18 protein-coding genes and 2 tRNA genes are annotated in these 16,457 nt (G+C 70.0%); 11 read left to right on the top strand and 9 right to left on the bottom strand.

From position 1 onward, the window contains the following. Positions 1 to 26: 26 nt before the first annotated feature. The gene (locus tag MD221_RS14675; protein ID WP_242112621.1) at positions 27 to 1,082 is read right to left on the bottom strand and encodes an NAD(P)-dependent alcohol dehydrogenase; all 1,056 of its coding nucleotides are present in this window, start codon (positions 1,080 to 1,082) and stop codon (positions 27 to 29) included. A 150-nt stretch (positions 1,083 to 1,232) separates the two neighbouring features. On the opposite strand from MD221_RS14675, the gene MD221_RS14670 reads away from it, so the two are divergent. From MD221_RS14670 to MD221_RS14660, 3 genes are read left to right on the top strand one after another with little or no spacing between them, the layout of a single operon-like run. Beyond that, on the top strand, positions 1,233 to 1,715 hold the full coding sequence (locus MD221_RS14670) for a YajQ family cyclic di-GMP-binding protein (protein ID WP_242112620.1): 483 nt from the start codon (positions 1,233 to 1,235) through the stop codon (positions 1,713 to 1,715). Between the two features lie 2 nt (positions 1,716 to 1,717). After that, a complete protein-coding gene (locus MD221_RS14665) occupies positions 1,718 to 2,260 on the top strand; it encodes a DUF1415 domain-containing protein (RefSeq protein ID WP_339328433.1) in 543 nt (180 codons plus the stop codon). A gap of 38 nt (positions 2,261 to 2,298) precedes the next feature. Next, complete coding sequence (locus MD221_RS14660; protein WP_242112619.1) at positions 2,299 to 2,784, top strand: YcxB family protein; 486 nt, start codon at positions 2,299 to 2,301, stop codon at positions 2,782 to 2,784. 3 nt (positions 2,785 to 2,787) lie between these two features. Here MD221_RS14660 and MD221_RS14655 read toward each other — a convergent pair whose 3' ends face one another. From MD221_RS14655 to MD221_RS14635, 5 genes are all read right to left on the bottom strand, one after another. Further along, positions 2,788 to 3,501, bottom strand: a complete 714-nt coding sequence (locus MD221_RS14655; protein WP_242112618.1) for a pseudouridine synthase — start codon at positions 3,499 to 3,501, stop codon at positions 2,788 to 2,790. Continuing rightward, positions 3,498 to 4,547 (bottom strand): class I SAM-dependent methyltransferase, encoded by a 1,050-nt coding sequence (locus MD221_RS14650; RefSeq protein ID WP_242112617.1) that lies wholly within the window; start codon positions 4,545 to 4,547, stop codon positions 3,498 to 3,500. Before MD221_RS14650 ends, MD221_RS14655 begins: the two co-directional genes overlap by 4 nt. Before the next feature lie 212 nt (positions 4,548 to 4,759). Next, the gene (locus MD221_RS14645) at positions 4,760 to 5,044 is read right to left on the bottom strand and encodes a hypothetical protein (RefSeq protein ID WP_242112616.1); all 285 of its coding nucleotides are present in this window, start codon (positions 5,042 to 5,044) and stop codon (positions 4,760 to 4,762) included. 312 nt (positions 5,045 to 5,356) lie between these two features. Next, a complete protein-coding gene (locus tag MD221_RS14640) occupies positions 5,357 to 7,915 on the bottom strand; it encodes an ABC transporter permease (protein ID WP_242112614.1) in 2,559 nt (852 codons plus the stop codon). Further along, complete coding sequence (locus tag MD221_RS14635; RefSeq protein ID WP_425602287.1) at positions 7,912 to 8,544, bottom strand: ABC transporter ATP-binding protein; 633 nt, start codon at positions 8,542 to 8,544, stop codon at positions 7,912 to 7,914. The genes MD221_RS14640 and MD221_RS14635 overlap by 4 nt, the downstream gene beginning before the upstream one ends. Before the next feature lie 207 nt (positions 8,545 to 8,751). Between MD221_RS14635 and MD221_RS14630 the strand changes: the two genes are divergently transcribed. Then, positions 8,752 to 9,417: an arylesterase gene (locus MD221_RS14630; protein ID WP_242112612.1), complete on the top strand. Its 666-nt coding sequence runs from the start codon at positions 8,752 to 8,754 to the stop codon at positions 9,415 to 9,417. Between the two features lie 7 nt (positions 9,418 to 9,424). On the opposite strand, the gene MD221_RS14625 is transcribed toward MD221_RS14630, so the two are convergent. Next, the gene (locus MD221_RS14625; RefSeq protein WP_242112610.1) at positions 9,425 to 10,093 is read right to left on the bottom strand and encodes a DsbA family oxidoreductase; all 669 of its coding nucleotides are present in this window, start codon (positions 10,091 to 10,093) and stop codon (positions 9,425 to 9,427) included. 107 nt (positions 10,094 to 10,200) lie between these two features. After that, a complete protein-coding gene (locus MD221_RS14620; protein ID WP_242112608.1) occupies positions 10,201 to 11,421 on the bottom strand; it encodes a DUF418 domain-containing protein in 1,221 nt (406 codons plus the stop codon). Between the two features lie 123 nt (positions 11,422 to 11,544). Here MD221_RS14620 and MD221_RS14615 point away from each other — a divergent pair, with 123 nt between their 5' ends. After that, positions 11,545 to 12,102 carry a DUF3016 domain-containing protein gene (locus tag MD221_RS14615; RefSeq protein ID WP_242112607.1) on the top strand — a complete coding sequence of 186 codons (558 nt, stop codon included), beginning with the start codon at positions 11,545 to 11,547 and terminating at the stop codon, positions 12,100 to 12,102. 24 nt (positions 12,103 to 12,126) lie between these two features. Here MD221_RS14615 and MD221_RS14610 read toward each other — a convergent pair whose 3' ends face one another. After that, on the bottom strand, positions 12,127 to 12,549 hold the full coding sequence (locus tag MD221_RS14610; protein ID WP_242112606.1) for a hypothetical protein: 423 nt from the start codon (positions 12,547 to 12,549) through the stop codon (positions 12,127 to 12,129). Between the two features lie 174 nt (positions 12,550 to 12,723). On the opposite strand from MD221_RS14610, the gene MD221_RS14605 reads away from it, so the two are divergent. The 6 genes from MD221_RS14605 (at position 12,724) to MD221_RS14580 (ending at position 16,420) form a co-directional block, all read left to right on the top strand. Beyond that, positions 12,724 to 13,008: a DUF4031 domain-containing protein gene (locus MD221_RS14605; RefSeq protein WP_242112605.1), complete on the top strand. Its 285-nt coding sequence runs from the start codon at positions 12,724 to 12,726 to the stop codon at positions 13,006 to 13,008. A gap of 85 nt (positions 13,009 to 13,093) precedes the next feature. Continuing rightward, positions 13,094 to 13,561: a peptide-methionine (R)-S-oxide reductase MsrB gene (gene msrB, locus MD221_RS14600; protein WP_242112604.1), complete on the top strand. Its 468-nt coding sequence runs from the start codon at positions 13,094 to 13,096 to the stop codon at positions 13,559 to 13,561. A 36-nt stretch (positions 13,562 to 13,597) separates the two neighbouring features. After that, on the top strand, positions 13,598 to 14,002 hold the full coding sequence (locus MD221_RS14595) for a DUF3224 domain-containing protein (protein ID WP_242112603.1): 405 nt from the start codon (positions 13,598 to 13,600) through the stop codon (positions 14,000 to 14,002). 682 nt (positions 14,003 to 14,684) lie between these two features. Further along, a tRNA-OTHER gene (locus tag MD221_RS14590) sits at positions 14,685 to 14,754 on the top strand. After that, positions 14,755 to 14,827: transfer RNA gene (locus MD221_RS14585), tRNA-Arg, on the top strand. It abuts the tRNA gene before it with no gap. A 468-nt stretch (positions 14,828 to 15,295) separates the two neighbouring features. Continuing rightward, positions 15,296 to 16,420 carry a slipin family protein gene (locus tag MD221_RS14580; protein WP_242112602.1) on the top strand — a complete coding sequence of 375 codons (1,125 nt, stop codon included), beginning with the start codon at positions 15,296 to 15,298 and terminating at the stop codon, positions 16,418 to 16,420. The last annotated feature ends 37 nt before the right edge of the window (positions 16,421 to 16,457 follow it).

The following is a 16,457-nucleotide window of genomic DNA, read 5'->3' as shown; positions in this document are numbered from 1 at the left end:
CGGATCGCCGCCCCGCCCAACCGCCGTTACGCGGCGGCGGACAGCGTGCCGTTGTCGATCACGAAGCGGTAGTGCACGTCGCCCTTGAGCATGCGCTCGTAGGCCTCGTTGATCTGGCGGATGTCGATCACCTCCACGTCGGAGGCGATGCCGTGCTCGGCGCAGAAATCCAGCATCTCCTGCGTCTCGCGGATGCCGCCGATCAGCGAACCGCCGAGCTTGCGCCGCTGCATGATCAGCGAGAACGCGGCCACCGGCGCCGGCTCCTCCGGCACGCCGAGCAGCACCATGGTGCCGTCGGTCCTGAGCAGGGACAGGTAGGCGTTGTAGTCGTGCGGCGCCGAGACGCTGTCGATGATGAAATCGAAGCTGCCGGCCAGGCGCTTGAAGGTGTCCTTGTCGCGGGTGGCGGCGAAGGCGTGGGCGCCCAGCGCCAGCGCGTCCTGGCGCTTGGACTCGGAGGTGCTGAGCACCGTCACCTCCGCCCCCATCGCCACGCCGAACTTCACCGCCATGTGGCCGAGCCCGCCCAGGCCCACCACCGCCAGCTTGTCGCCGGCCTTCAGGCCGTAATGGCGCAGCGGCGAGTAGGTGGTGATGCCCGCGCACAGCAGCGGCGCGGCGCGCTCGAGCGGGATGCCGTCGGGAATGCGCAGCACGTAGTCCTCGTCGACGGTGATGCGCGAGGCATAGCCGCCGTAGGTCGGCGCGCCGTCGGCGCGCTCGCGGCTGTTGTAGGTACCGGTCATGCCCTCGCTGCAGTACTGCTCCTCGCCCGCCCGGCATTGCTCGCACTGCCGGCAGGAGTCCACGAAGCAGCCGACGCCGACGGTATCGCCGACCTTGTACTTGCCGACCTGCGCGCCGACTGCGGCGACGCGGCCGACGATCTCGTGTCCCGGCACCATGGGGAAGATCGAGCCCCCCCACTCGTCGCGCGCCTGGTGGATGTCGGAATGGCAGACGCCGCAATAGAGGATGTCGATCAGCACGTCGCGCGGACCGGGCTCGCGGCGCTCGATGGAGAACGGGGCCAGCGGCGCCTTGGCGCTGGCGGCGGCATAGGCGGGAATTTTCGACATGGGGAGGCTTCCGGCTGCGGAAAAGCCGCAGCATAACGCCGGCCACCGTCAAGGAGGCTTGACGATTGCTGCAGCGCAATTGCCCGATCCTGCATCTTCCTGCGGCATCTGTGGTCTACTTCCGCTCCCCGCCGCCATTTCCCCGCCGCCATGCCTTCCTTCGACATCGTCTCCGAAGTCGACACGCACGAGTTGACCAACGCCATCGACCAGGCCAATCGCGAACTGTCCACCCGCTTCGACTTCAAGGGCGTGGACGCGAAGTTCGAGCGCGATGAGGCCGTCGTTACCCAGTCGGCGCCCAGCGAATTCCAGCTGCAGCAGATGACCGACATCCTGCGCGCGCGGCTGGCGGCGCGGAAGATCGACGCCCGCTGCCTGAGCTTCGGCGACGTCGAGACCAACCTTGCCGGCGCGCGGCAGAAGGTCACCGTCAAGCAGGGCATCGAGCGCGACCTGGCGAAGAAGATCCAGTCCGCGATCAAGGACGCCAAGCTCAAGGTCGACAGCCAGATCAACGGCGACAAGCTGCGCGTCACCGGCAAGAAGCGCGACGACCTACAGGCGGCGATGGCGCTGCTGCGCGGGCAGGAATTCGAGCTGCCGCTGCAGTTCGACAACTTCCGCGACTGAGCGTGGCTCCCGACCACATCGCCGATACCCGGCGCTGGCTGGAGCGCGCCGTCATCGGCCTGAACCTGTGCCCGTTCGCCAAGGCCGTGGTCGCCAAGGGCCAGGTGCGCTACGTGCTCAGCGAGGCGGAGACCAGCGAGGCGTTGCTGGGCGCGCTGGGAGAGGAACTGCTGCGGCTGCGCGACACCCCCGCCGCCGAGATCGACACCACGCTGATCGTGCACCCATCCGTGCTGGCCGACTTCCTGGACTACAACGATTTCCTGGACGAAGCCGACGCCCTGGTCGCCGATCTCGGCCTGGAAGGCGTGCTGCAGGTCGCCAGCTTCCATCCGCACTACCGCTTCGCCGGCACCGAGGCCGACGATATCGGCAACTGCACCAATCGCTCGCCCTGGCCAACGCTGCACCTGCTGCGCGAGGACAGCGTCGAGCGCGCGGTGGCCGCGTTTCCCGACCCGGACGCTATCGTCTCCCGCAACCTCGATACCCTGACCCAGCTCGGCCACGACGGCTGGGAAGCGTTGTGGCGCGATCCGCACTGAGCGGCGACCCGGCGACCGTCGACCGAGGAATTCCGACCATGCCCGCCCAGTATCGAATCTCGGAGCAGGACTACGTCGACGCGATGCGGCTGTTTGCCAGGCCAGGCGCCAGGTCGATCTCGATCCTGGCTGCCATCGCCCTGGCCGCGATCGCACTGGCCCTGTTCGGGCCGCCGCTGGTCAGGGCCGGCGCGATCGGCGGCCTGGTCGGCATTGCCGTGGTGGCGGCGGGATCGTTCGCGCTGCTGCCATGGACGGCGCGACGTCACTACCGCAAGTACCGCGCCATCCATGAGACGTTCACGGTGGAACTGCTCGAGAACGGCGTGCGCTTCGCTTCCCGCAACGGCGAGGGCACGCTGGCCTGGGCGCACGTGCTCAAATGGCGCCAGAACGACCGGTTCGTCCTGCTCTACCCGATGCCGCGGCTGTTCCACATCGTTCCCAGGGCGATCGCCTCGCAAGGCTTCGACGTCGAGGCACTGGTCGACCGTCTTCGCCGGCACGTCGGCGCGGCCGCGTAGCGATCAACCCAGGGATTGGCGTTCGGCGTCCGTCAGCACCCGCCACTGCCCCGCCGGCAGGTCGCCGAGATCGAGCCGGCCGATGCGATCGCGGTGCAGGCCTTCGACATGGTTGCCGACCGCGGCGAACATGCGGCGGACCTGATGGTAGCGGCCCTCGGTCAGGGTCAGGCGCGCCAGGGTCGGCGACAGCGTTTCCAGCGTCGCCGGCAGCAGCGGCGTGGTCTCCGACTCCAGCAGCAGCGTGCCGCTGGCGAACGATGCCGCCTCGTCGCCGCGCAGCGGCTGCGCCAGGCAGGCCTCGTAGACTTTCGGCAGTTTCGCCTTGGGCGAGATGACCCGATGCAGCAGCGCGCCGTCGTCGGTCATCAGCAGCAGGCCGCTGGTGTCGCGGTCCAGGCGTCCCACGGGCGAGAGCGCGGGCTGGCGGCGCCGGAAGCGCGGCGGCAGCAGGTCGTAGACCACGCGCCCGGGATCGCGCGTGGAACAGGTGTAGCCGACCGGCTTGTGCAGCATCAGCGTCAATCCCGGCGGCGGATCGAGCGGCTCGCCCTCGATGCGCACGTCCGCGAGCGGATGCCGGTCATCGGCGTACAGCACCTCGCCGCTCGCATCGGTGAACAGGCCGGCGCGAAACATCGTGGCGACCTCCTTGCGGCTGCCATAGCCGAGATTGGCGATCGCCTTGAGCAGTTTTTCGGGCCTGGCGCCGTTCATGCCCTGCGCGACTTCACCGCTTCGACCACCTTGAATCCGTCGCGCTGCGCGACGATGCGCACTTCGCCGAAGCCCGCCCCGAGCGCCGCCTCGTAGGGCAGGTGCCGGTTGGCCACCAGCCACAGCCGCCCGCCCGGCGCGAGCGCCCGCGCCGCGGCGGCGATGAAGGCGCGGCCGATGTCGGGACGCTCGGCGCGGCCCTGGGCATGGAACGGCGGATTGCTGACGATGACGTCGTAGCGCTCCGGCAACCCGGCGGTGACGTCGTGCCAGCGGAAATCCAGCGCCGCCTGCGCCGCGAACGGGGCGAGATTCTCCCGCGCCAGGTCCAGCGCGCGCGCCTCGGCTTCGTACAGATCGAGTGCCGCGATTGCCGGGCAGCGCCGCAGCAGTTCGGCGGCGAGGTAACCATAGCCGGCGCCGAGGTCGGCGGCGCGGCCGCGCAGGTCGCCGGGCAGATGTTCGGCGAGCAGCGCCGAGGCGGCGTCGACGCGGTCCCAGGCGAACACGCCGGGGCGGCTGACGAAGCGGCCGCCGAGGATCGCGCGCGGCGCGTCCAGCGCGCGCCACTGCCGGGCGAGTTCCGATTCCGCCGCGCCTTCCGGCAGCGGCCGCGTCCAGAACACCCGGCACTTGTGCTTGGAGCGCGAGGACACCGGGCCGGCGACGCGCGCCAGATCGTCCTCGCCGGATCTGGCGCCCTCGTCGTTGGCCATGCTGGCGATCGCCACGCCACCCGGACGCAGCCGCGCCAGCGCCCGCGCGAACAGCGCGCGCGCCTCCTCGCGCTGGCGCGGCGGCAGCAGCAGCACCAGCGGATAGGCGGCATCGTCCGCCGCGCGCACCTGCAGTCCCGAACGCAGCAAGGCGTCCGCGTCCGGCTTGAAGCTCTGCTCGCAGACCAGGCCCGGCAGGGGCTGCGCATGCAGCGGCCAGCCATCGCGCGCGCGCAGGAACAGCGCGCCGTCGCCGGGCCAGGCCAGGGCACCGTCGGCGAAGGGCAGCAGCAGGGTTTCGAGCGCGGGATCGCCGTTGGGCGCGGGCATGGGCGGGATGAATTCCAGGAGCAGTGAGCGTCACCGCTCCAGGCATCCGGCGGCGCGTTGCGCCCGCACGGACTTCGTTTCCCCGTAGAGGGATCCTCCGGGCAGGGCGCGCCCTATCCTACCGTGATCGGACGGGCGCGCCACGCGTCCGCCCCGAAACGGCAGAGCCGCCTGTGCGGCGGCTCTGCGGTTTTCCGATGGCGGGCGTCAAGTCAGTGGGAGTAAGGCGTATCCGCCGCGCTTCCCTGGCCGTCCCTGGGCACCCAGCTGCCGTCGGTATGCGCCCTGGGACAGATGCGCACGCGATTCTGGAAGTAATCGTTGAAGTCGTCCGTCGACCAGGGCTGCAGGATGCAGTAGCTGTCGCAGCAACTGGTGGTCGGGAACGGGCAGTAGCCCAGTTGCGGGATATAGCCCACGCCCGCGTAGGGCGGAGCGGGTTTCCAGGCCTTGGTTTCCTTGCACCCTTCGGTGCAGTAAACGAAGGGATCGTCCATCCGGCAGACTCTCTTGTAGTCACCGGGCTGATCCGCCCACGCGAAAAACTGCGGAAGCACCAGCAAGGCCACCGCCAAAATCCATCTCTTCATAGCCCCCTCCCTAGCAAGAGCCTTGTCCTGAACGATTTGTCTGACACAGACAGTCCTGGCGATTCTAGCCTACGCCTCTCCCTTTTCCAGCATCCCGAGCGTTGCAATTGGTCGTCCGGCCAATCCTGCGAATCGCTCTTTCTGGAATTATCACTTAATAATCAACTACTTATAAAATCCCCTATCACCTGAGCCGTCAAGGCCTCAAACACGGGCGATTCAGTTGTCGAGCTCGCGCAGGGTGATCGAAGGCGGCGCATCGAGAATGCGCCGGGTGGCGAACAGGCCGGCGAACAGGGCGGCCAGCATGCCCGCGCCGCCACCGATCGCGGCCAGGGCCCAGTTCGGCGCCCACGGCAGGTCGAACACGCGCGCGGCGATCACGCCCGACAGCGCCGAGGCGGCGATGGCCGCGACCAGGCCCGAGAGCAGGCCGATGGCCGCGAACTCGGAGACCTGCGCCAGGCGCAGCTGCCGCCGGCTGCCGCCGAGCACCCGCATCACCCCGCCTTCCAGCAGGCGTTCGTCCTGGCTCGCGCTCACCGCGGCCATCAGCACCAGCACGCCGGCCAGGAACGAGAACCAGAACACCACCTGCACCACCGTCGAGACCTGGTCGCCGATCGAACGGACCTGCTGCAGCACCGCATCGATGTCGATCACGCTCAGGTTCGGGAAGCGCTGCACCAGCTCGGCGGTGAAGCGGCTGTCGCCGCGCGGCACGCTCAGCGCGGTGATGTAGCTGGCCGGATAGCCTTCCAGCGCGCCCGGGGAGACCAGCACGAAGAAGTTCGGCCGGAAACTCTCCCAATCGATGCTGCGCAGGCTGGTGATCGTGCCGGTCAGCCGCTGCCCGGCGATGTCGAAGACGATGCGGTCGCCCAGCCGCCAGCCGAGCGATTGCGCGAAACGCTCCTCCACCGACAGCTCAGGGGTCGCCGGGCGCCGCTCCGCGCTCCAGAAGCGGCCCGCGACGATCTTGTTGTCCTCGCGCAGGCTCCGGGCGAAGGAAAGATTGAACTCGCGGTCGGCGCGGCGCTGCGCCTGGCGGTTGTCGTCCGCGACGCGCTCGTCAGAGCTGGAATCCGCGCGCTGCGCGTAGTCCTCGCCGCGCACCGGCTGGCCGTTGCGCTCGAGCAGGCGCGCGCGAACCATCGGCACCAGGGTCGGCGCCGGCATGCCGTGCTCGGCGACGAACGCGCGCACCGGCCGCACCTGGTCCTGCTGCACGTTGATGACGAAGCGGTTGGGGGCGTTCTCCGACAGCGAGATCTGCCAGCGGTCCAGCAGGTCGGTGCGCACGAAGGTGAGCAGCAGCAGCGCCATCAGCCCGAGGCCGAGCGCGGTGATCTGCGCGATGCTGGTGCCGGCACGGCGGCTGACGTTGGCCAGCCCGTAGCGCAGGCTGCCGCGCAGGCGCCGGCGCAGGCGGCGCACGATGAGGATCAGCAGGCCCGCCACCAGCGCCAGCGCCGCGAAAGTGAGCGTGATGCCCGCCAGCATGGTCGCGGCCAGCGTGGCCGAGCCGGCCTTCCACCACACCAGCGCCGCCAGGCCGACCAATCCGGCCAGCAGCACCGCCCAGGCGCTGGGTTCGGCGGCGTCGAGGTCGCGCCGCAGCACGCGCAGCGCCGGCACGCGGCGCAGCGCCAGCACCGGCGGCGCGGCGAAGGCGATCAGCACCACCAGGCCGACGCCGAAGCCCTGCACCGCCGGCATCCAGCCCGCGGGCGGAATCGACAGCGACAGCGCCTGCGCCAGCCATGCCCCCACCGCCCATTGCAGCAGGAAGGCCACCAGCACGCCCAGCGCGCTCGCGGCCGTGCCCAGCAGCAGCATCTCGCCCAGGTGAATGCCCACCAGCGTGCGCTGGCTGGCGCCCAGGCAGCGCATTACCGCGGCGCCCGAGAGGTGCCGGGCGCTGTGCTGGCGCGCGGCCATCGCCACCGCCACCGCGGCCAGCACCACCGACACCAGCGCGGCGAGGCCGAGGAAGCGCCCTGCGCGATCCAGCGCCGAGCGTACTTCCGGCCGCGCGTCGTTGATGGTCTCCAGCCGCTGCCCGCGCGCGAGCCCGGCGCGCGCCTCGCGCACGAAGCGCTCCACCGCCGGCGCGGCGCCGGCCACGATCAGGCGATAGCGGATGCGGCTGCCCTCCTGCACCAATCCGGTCGCCGGCAGGTCGGCGAGATTGAGGAAGGCCTTCGGCGCGACGTTGAAGTAGTCCATCGCCGCGTCCGGCTCCTGCGTCACCAGCGCCGCGAGCTTGAGCGTGAGATTGCCGATGACCACGCCGTCTCCCGGCCTGGCGCCGAGCGCGTCGGCGCCGGCGCGGCTCATCCACACGGTGCCGGGCGCGGGTACGCTGCGGGCGTCGTGTTCGCCGGAACCATCGAGGATGCGGAACGCGCCGCGCAGCGGAAATCCCGCGCCGAGCGCGCGCAGCTCGCCCAGGCGCAGGTTGGCGGCGCTGCCCGCGCCGACGCGGATCATGCTCTGGAATTCCACCGTTTCCGTCCGCCGCAATCCCGGCGCGCCTGCCGCCGTGCGCGGGGCGCCGTCGATCGGCGCATCCGAACGCAGCACGGCGTCGCCGCCGAGCAGGCGGTTGGCCTCGATCGCCAGCGCGCGCTCGGCGCGGTCGGTGACGAAGCCGACCGCGGTCACCGCGATCACCGCCAGCACCAGGGCGGCGAACAGGATGCGGATGTCGCCCGCCTTCAGGTCGCGGCGCAGCTGCCGCCACGCCAGCCCGGGCACGCCGCGCGAAAGTCTCACGGGGCCACCAGCCGGCCGCTGTCCAGGCGCAGGCGCCGGCCGCAGCGCGCGGCGAGCTGCTCGTCGTGGGTGACCAGCACCAGCGTGGTGCCGGCATCGGCGTTGAGCGCGAACAGCAGCTCGACGATCGCCTGCCCGGTATGCGTGTCGAGGTTGCCGGTGGGCTCGTCGGCGAACAGCAGCGACGGCGCCGTGACGAAGGCGCGCGCCAGCGCCACGCGCTGCTGCTCGCCGCCGGAGAGCTGGCGCGGATAGTGGTCCAGGCGCGCGCCCAGGCCGACCTTGCCCAGGATCGCCCGCGCCGGCGTCTCGGCGTCGGCGTCGCCGCGCAGCTCCAGCGGCAGCATCACGTTCTCCAGCGCCGTCAGCGAGGGCAGCAGCTGGAAGCTCTGGAACACGAAGCCGACCTTCTCCGCGCGCACCCGCGCCCGTCCGTCTTCGTCCAGCGCCGACATCGGCGCGCCGTCCACGCGCACCTCGCCGGCGCTCGGCGTGTCCAGCCCGGCCATCAGCGACAGCAGCGTGCTCTTGCCCGATCCGGACGCGCCGACGATCGCGACGGTGTCGCCGGCGGCGATGCCGAAACTCACGCCCTCGAGGATGGTCAGTTCCCCCGACGGCAACGACACCCGCTTGCCGAGTCCGGCGACGTGCAGGGCGGTGCGGGGTTCAGTTGCGGGTGAAGGGCCGCGCTCGGCCGATGGCCTATCGGCATCGGCTGCGGCCCTGAACGCCTGGCCAGGGATGGTCAGGCCGGGCGCTCTGGAGTTGTGATCTTGCGCCATGGATGGCATCGATCCAAAGTTGGAGTTGGAGAAAACCGAATGAGAACTTATATGACGAACCCCAGCTATGCGGCATGGCTCCGGCGGTTTCAATGGGCCATTGGTTTGGTCCTGCTGGCGGCCGCGCTGTCGGCGCAGGCGCAGCAGCCCGCGCCCGCCGCGAGCGGCGCGCCGACCGTGCTGGTGATGGGCGATTCGCTCTCGGCCGCCTACGGCCTCTCGGCCGAGGAGGGCTGGGTGGCGCTCACCGCCGCGCGCCTGGGCAAGGAGAAGCCGGCCTGGCGCATGGTGAACGCGAGCATCAGCGGCGAGACCAGCGCCGGCGGCGCCTCGCGCATCGTCGGCGAGCTGCTGCGGGTCAAGCCCAAGGTGGTGGTGATCGAACTGGGCGCCAACGACGGCCTGCGCGGCCTGCCGCTGCCGGAGATGCGCCGCAACCTGGCGCGCATGATCGGCGCCTCGCGCCACGTCGGCGCCAGGGTGCTGCTGGTGGGCATGCGCATCCCGCCCAACTACGGCCCGGAATACACCCAGGGCTTCGAGCGGATCTACACCGATCTTGCCAAGCTCTTCGACGTCGAACTGCTGCCGTTCCTGCTGCAGCCCATCGCCGCCGATCGCGCCAATTTCCAGAACGACAACCTGCACCCGGTCGCCGCGGCGCAGCCGAAGCTGCGCGACCACGTCTGGCAGGCGCTCGCGCCCCTGCTCGACTGAGCGCTGCTCAGGCCGCGGGCTCGGCCGAGAGCTGGCGCAGCACGCGCTCGAACTGCTCCACCGGCTGTCCGCCCTGCACCAGGTGGCGCTGGTCGAAAATCACCGACGGCACCGCGTGGATGCCGTTGCCGGTGTAGAACCGCTCGCGCTCGCGCACCTGCTCGGCGTATTCCCCGGAGGCCAGCACCTCGCGCGCCCGTTCGGCATCGAGGCCGACGGAAGATGCGATGCGCGCCAGCACGTCGCGATCGGAGACGTTCTCGCCTTCGCTGAAGTAGGCGCGCAGCAGGGCATGCTTGAGCGCGCGCTGCAGCTGCAGGTCCTGGGTCTCCGCCCAGTGCAGCAGGCGATGGGCGTCGAAGGTGTTCCAGACGTGGCGGCGGCGCTGCATGTCGAACACGAAGCCCAGCTCCGCGCCGCGCGCGCGGATGGCCTCGCCGTTCTGCCGCACCTGCGCCTCGCTGATGCCGTACTTTTCGCGCAGGTGCGCGACCGCGTCCTCGCCCTCCGGCGCCAGCTGCGGATTGAGCTCGAAGGGCTGGAAGTGCAGCTCGACGCGCGCCGCATCGCCGACCCTGGCGATCGCCTGCTCCAGCGACTGCAGGCCGATCGCACACCAGGGACAGGACACGTCGGAAACGAAATCGATGCGAAGGGGACGGGGCTGATCGTTCATGCGCGGGCCGGGCAGGGAAAACACCATTAGACGCCCGGGCGCGGAACCGGGAAACAAGCCCTCCGCAACGCTGCGTTGCGGCCCTCCGCGGCGGCCGCATCCTCGCCTCAGCCCGAGGCGGGCACCGGCCGCATGGGTTGGCGGCGTCCGTAGGTCAACGTGCGCCAGAGCCATTCCATCGGCCCGAAGCGGAAGCGCGCCAGCCACCAGCGGCTGAAAGCCATCTGCGCCGCGAACAGCGGCACCCACAGCACCAGCCAGGACGCCGTCCCGAATCGGGGGCCCACGCCCAGGCCGATCCCGTAGAACACGCCCGTGCAGACCAGCGTCTGCGTCAGGTAGTTGGTCAGCGCCATGCGGCCCGCCGGCGCGAAATGCCGCAGCCAGCGCCGCCATCCCTCGCGCAGGAACAGCAGCACGAACACCAGGCCGAAGGCGATCCCCAGCAGCAGCGGCCCGGCATAGCCGATCACGGTCCAGGCGGTGGGCGCCACGCCTTGGCCCAGCGCGGGCACGGCCTGCTTGATCGAGGCCTGCGCGAACTGCAGCGCGGTGGCGGCCATGCCCAGCGGCAGCGTCCACAGCAGGATGCGCCTGAGCAGCGGCAGGTGCCTTTGCGGCTCCTGCAGCAGCCGGCGCCGTCCCGCCCAATAGCCGAGCAGGAAGCGGCCGAGCGCGAAACAGCCCAGCCAGAGGCCGCCGACGGGATACCAGCGCCGCATCAGGTCGAAGTTCGCCGCCAGCGACGCCTGCCACGAGGGCGAGGACAGGCCCTCCAGCACCAGCGCGTTGTGCGCCTCGCGCGGCATGTAGGCCGTCATCGAGGCGATCAGCGTGGGCCGCAGCAAGGCGGTCGCGCCGAGCGCGATCCCGAACCCGCCCCACACCAGCCAGCGGTCGGGCCAGTTGCGGAACAGGATCAGGGCGAAGCCGGCGAGCGCGTAGATCAGCAGGATGTCGCCGTACCAGTAGAACGAATGCACCAGGCCGATCGCCAGCAGCACGCCCATGCGGCGCAGGAAGACTCGCAGGCCGTCCGCGCCGCGGACGCGGGCGCGCTCGAGCTGCATCGCGAATCCCAGGCCGAACAGGATCGAGAAGACGGTGACCGCCTTGTGCGTGAGCAGCGCCTGCAGCGCCACGTTCACCGCCGCGTCGAACTTCGCGGTCGGCAGCGCCGACTGCGCCTGTTCGGTCAGGTACTGGTACAGCGAGAAGGCGGCCAGGTTGGCCAGCAGCACGCCCGCCAGGGCAAAGCCGCGCAGCGCATCGATCAGTTCGTGGCGTTCGCCCTGGGAACGGGGGGTGACGGCGCTGTCGGGCGGCATGGCGGCACTCTAGCCTGCCGCCGCATGAATGCGAAGCAACAGTACGCGCGGGTGTGACCGAAGTGCATTGCGAGGTGCGGCAGCGAGGCAGAGAATCGAGCCATATCGCCAAGGAGCGATGCCATGAGCACTCGATTTTTCATCCCCCTGCTGCTCGCCGGCCTGCTGGGCGCAGGCCAGTCCGCCGCCCGGGTCTCCGACGTCACCGATCCCGGCCTGCCGCGCCAACTGCCCGAAGCCGGCCCGGTGGACGTGCAGTGGGACGATCCCGGCAAGTTCACCGACATCACCCACAGCCGCAACCGCTGGGAAGCGCGGCGCGGCGACTGGGTACGGCAGATCGCCCAGTACATCCGCAGCCGCGCCGAGAAGCGGCTGGCGCCGGGCGAACGCCTCGAGGTCACGCTGCACGACATCCGCCGCGCCGGCGACTACGAGCCCTGGCACGGGCCGCGCGACGACTCGATCCGCTACGTGCGCGACATCTACCCGCCGCGCATGACCCTGTCGTTCCAGCTCACCGGCAGCGACGGCCGGGTCATCGCCCAGGGCGAGCGCAAGCTCACCGACCTGGCGTTCATGACCAATACCGCCCTGCCCGGCAACACCGACGCGCTGCGCTACGAGAAGCGCCTGGTCGACGACTGGCTGCGCAAGGAATTCAAGTCCGCCGCCATCTGATCCGCGCGGTCGCCGCGCCGGCCGTCACGGCCAGCGCGAAGGGCGATGCCAAGGATCGGGGCCGAAGCCGTATCCGTAGCCCGCCGCGGGCCCGTCGATCTTCTCCACCTGCAGGTCGAGGTTCAGGCGCGTCTGGCGCTCCTCGCCCAGGGTCTTGTCGATATTGATGTGGGCGCGGTTGTAGGTCGAGGTGCCCAGGCCTTTCGCATAGCCGATGCCGGTGGTGAAGCTGCCGTGGATGCGCGCCTTGCCATCGTCCTCCGCCGGTACGGGGCTGTCCGCCTCTTGCCGCAGGCCGGGCGGCGCATAGGGCACGCCGAAGCGCGTCGCTCCCGGCAGGCTCAGGTCGAGGTCGCCGGCCCGGGCGGCGGACGCGGCCAGGAACATACCGGTAAGGAGCACGCCGGGAAGGAACACACCGTACAGCACGAGCGATGACGGCTTCATGGGCTTGCGTCCGAAGGAGAGCTGTCCTGGGCGAACACGTCCGCGACGCGGACGGCCGGCGCTCCCGGCTCGGCAGCACAACGCTAGCAAGCCCATGTTGAACCCGCGCTGGCCGTACGCGCCGACCGCAATCGGCCATACTCCCGGCATGACCGGCCCGACCCCGCGCAACGCATGAGCGTCTACGTCGACGATGCCGTCGTGCAGTGGCGCGGGCAGCGCTGGGCGCACCTGATGGCCGATACGCTGGAGGAGCTGCATGCCTTCGCCGCGCGCCTGGGCATCCCGCGCCGCGCCTTCCAGGACAAGGCCAGCGGCGCGCACTACGACGTCACCGCCGAACTGCGCGAGGACGCGCTGCGCCTGGGGGCGGTCGCGATCTCCCGCCATCGCGACCGCGAACAGGTGCGCGCGGTGATCCGCCGCGCGCGCGCGCAGGGCCGCGGCGAGGCCGAGTGAAGGCGATGGACGCTTCACGGCTTGCGTGCATAATCGCGTGGGCCGACGGCACTCGGCCCCGACCCGCCCGACACGGTACGCAGACATGAGCAGCTTCGACCTCACACCCCCCAGCGACACGCAGCGGCACACGATCGACGCCGGCCTCAGCGACGAGGAACGCCGCGTCCTGCTCGCGCACGGCACCGAGGCGCCCTTCTGCGGCGTATTCCTGGACAACAAGCGCGACGGCGTCTACGTCTGCCGCTTCTGCGGCCTGCCGCTGTTCCGCTCCGGCGCCAAGTTCGATTCCGGCACCGGCTGGCCGAGCTTCTTCCAGCCCTACGATCCGGCGCACATCCGCTACCTGCGCGACAGCAGCCACGGCATGGAGCGCGTGGAGGAAGTGTGCGCGCGCTGCGGCAGCCACCTGGGCCACGTGTTCCCCGACGGCCCGCCGCCGACGGGACAGCGCCATTGCCTGAACTCGGTCTCGCTGGGCTTCGTGGCCAAGGGCGACGCCCTGCCCGACCCGCTGCGGCGCGGCGGCGCGGAAGCCGCCGGCGCCGACTGACCCTCACCTCCCCCCGAGCGACAGGACGCATCGCGCATGACCCGATACGCGCATGGCACTTTCTCCGTCACCATCACCCCGCAGGCGAACGAGGAAGGCGTCGGCGATCCGAGCATCGGCCGCATGGCGCTGCACAAGGTGTTCGATGGCGACATGGTCGGCAGCGCGAAGGGCCAGATGCTGGCCGTGCGCACCGAGGTGAAAGGCTCGGCCGGATACGTCGCGATGGACTGCGTCACCGCCACCATCCATGGCCGCAGCGGCGGATTCGCGCTGCAGCACAGCGGCACGATGGATCGCGGCGCGCCGCAGCTGCGCATCTCGGTGGTGCCGGATTCCGGCACGGGCGAACTCGCCGGCATCGTCGGCACGCTCGACATCGAAATCCGCGACGGCGAGCATTTCTACCACTTCACCTACCATCTTCCCGACGCGGACTGAGCGCCGCGGCATCGCACCCGTGCCGCGGCGCGCGGCGCGACACTCGTCGCAAGCAGGCGACCGCTCGTCGGCCGTCGAAATTATTTCGGAAAAATGCTTGCGCATTCGCGAACGAGCGCGTAATGTGCGCGCCCATTCGCCATCCGGCGATTCGAAATTTCTACAGATTCCCATGAAATCCCGCCTCCACATCGCCAACCCCGCACGCACGTCGCACGAAGACCGCGACGCGGGCTGCTGTGCGCTGCCAAGCCGCCTGGACCGGCTGGAAGGCGATACACACATCGACTGATTTTCCTTCCTGGAGATCGGTCGCCCCGATCTCCGAGGAACGCGAACGCCCTCGGACTCCATGCCGGGGGCGTTTTCTTTTGCGCGTTCGCAAACGGAGAAAAGGTTTACGCACGATCGACCCGCACCCTGCGCATCCGGGCATGGAATGCCCGAGGACAAGGAGGTTTCCGCTGTGAGGCGCGAGAGCGCTGTGCCCTGATGCCGGGCACGGGCGGCGGGCGGGGCATGCCGATCAAGGCGGATCGTGCAAAAGGATTGGCGCCTTCGACAAGGCGCCAATGCGAAACGTGGTTCGAACGGTTTCCAGCGGTACGGGCTTGCGTCCCGTCCGGTGCGCGCGGCGCTGCCGTGGCGTATGCCCGAAGCCCGGAGGACATGTTTCGGCGAAGGGACGTTAGCTCAATGGGAGAGCGGCGGCGCAAGCCGCAGGTGCCGGTTCGAATCCGACACGTTCGCCACTGGATAGCTCAGTCGGGTAGAGCAACAGATTCCTAATCTGTCTGTCGCGGGTTCAACTCCCGCTCCAAACCATGGCCTGTCACGCCATGACACGGGACGAAAGTCCCGCACCAGGAAACGCCCCGTGCGGTGATGCGGGACGCCCTTCCCGAAACCCGCGCCTGCATCGGCGGATTCGGCGAAGGCGCCCGCGCAGCGCAGCGGCGGTACCGCCGGGTCCCCGCCCTCGCAGCGCGCGGGCCGGCGCCTGACCGCCGGACGGCAATGCATCGCCGGACCGGCTCGATCGCCTCGGCCTCCGCGCGAACAGCGCGCCGGCTCCGCGGCATCGTCGTCGAGGGGCGTTTCCGCTTCATAGATGTTTTCCCGCCGCACCCCGTGCGCCTTGGCGCGGATTTTCGGGAAGCGGGCGGAGGGACAACCGTGGCTTGCCGCGTCGAATGCGCGGCCGGCACGCGCACCAATCGGCGATGCGGCAACCGGTCCGCCGCATCGGCCATCCACGGGACCGGACCACCAGAGCCAACAAGGAGAACTGCCATGTTCTGGACCAAGAGGGTCGTGATCGGCGACGGCGAGCGCGGCCTGGTGTATCGCAACCGTCAATTCGAGGGCGTGCTCGGTGCGGGCGTGTATCGCTTCTTCGACCCGTTGCGGCGGATCGAGGTGAGCGTGCACGGAATCGCGCAGGCGGAATATGCCGGCCGCGACACCGATACCCTGATCGCGCGCCTCGGCCTCGAGCTGGGCGAGACCTTCGTGCTCGCCGACCTCGGCACCGACGAAGTCGGCCTGGTGCTGAAGAACGGCAAGCTCGAGGACGTGCTCGCCCCCGGCACGCGCAAGCTGTACTGGCGCGGCCTGGTCGAGATCCAGGTGCAGCGCCTGTCCCTGGCCGACGGCCTGGAGGTGCCCGCCTGGGCCGCCAGCCGCCTGCGCCAGCTCGGCGCGCTGTCCAAGGTCGCCGCCGTGGTGGACGTGCCGGCGGAATTCGCGGGTCTGGTGTTCGTGGACGGCAAGCTGGCGCGCCAGCTCGATCCCGGCGCCTATGCCTTCTGGAATTTCCGCAAGAACGTCGTCGCCGAGGTGATCGAGCTGCGTGTGCAGTCGGTCGAGGTCTCGGGCCAGGAACTGCTGACCCGCGACAAGGTCTCCCTGCGCGTGAACCTCGCCGCCAGCATGCGCGTGACCGACCCGGTCGCCGCGCGCACCAAGGTGGCGAAGTTCGGCGACCACCTCTACCGCGAGCTGCAGTACGGCCTGCGCAAGGCGATCTCCGCCAAGTCGCTGGACGAGCTGCTCGGCGACAAGGCCTCGCTGGACGCCGACATCTTCGCCTATGTGCGCGGCAAGGTCGACGCGTTCGGCATCGAGATCCTCGGCGTCGGCGTGAAGGACGTGATCCTGCCGGGCGAGATGAAGGAGATCCTCAACAGCGTCGTGCAGGCGGAGAAGGCGGCCCAGGCCAACGTGATCCGCCGCCGCGAGGAGGCGAACGCCACGCGTTCCCTGCTCAACACCGCGAAGCTGGTGGAGGAGAGCCCGGTGCTGATGCGCCTGAAGGAGCTCGAGGCCCTGGAGAAGGTGACCGAGAAGATCGACAAGCTCACCGTGTTCGGCGGCCTGGACGGCGTGCTGAAGCAACTGGTGACGATGAAGCAGTAACCTCCGCGTGGCGAACGGAATCGCCGCGCGGATTTTC

It is taken from the genome of Luteimonas aquatica (assembly GCF_022662575.1).
GTDB lineage: Bacteria > Pseudomonadota > Gammaproteobacteria > Xanthomonadales > Xanthomonadaceae > Luteimonas > Luteimonas aquatica.
Note: the sequence above shows the minus strand (reverse complement) of the source record. Positions and strands in the feature narration are given on the sequence as shown.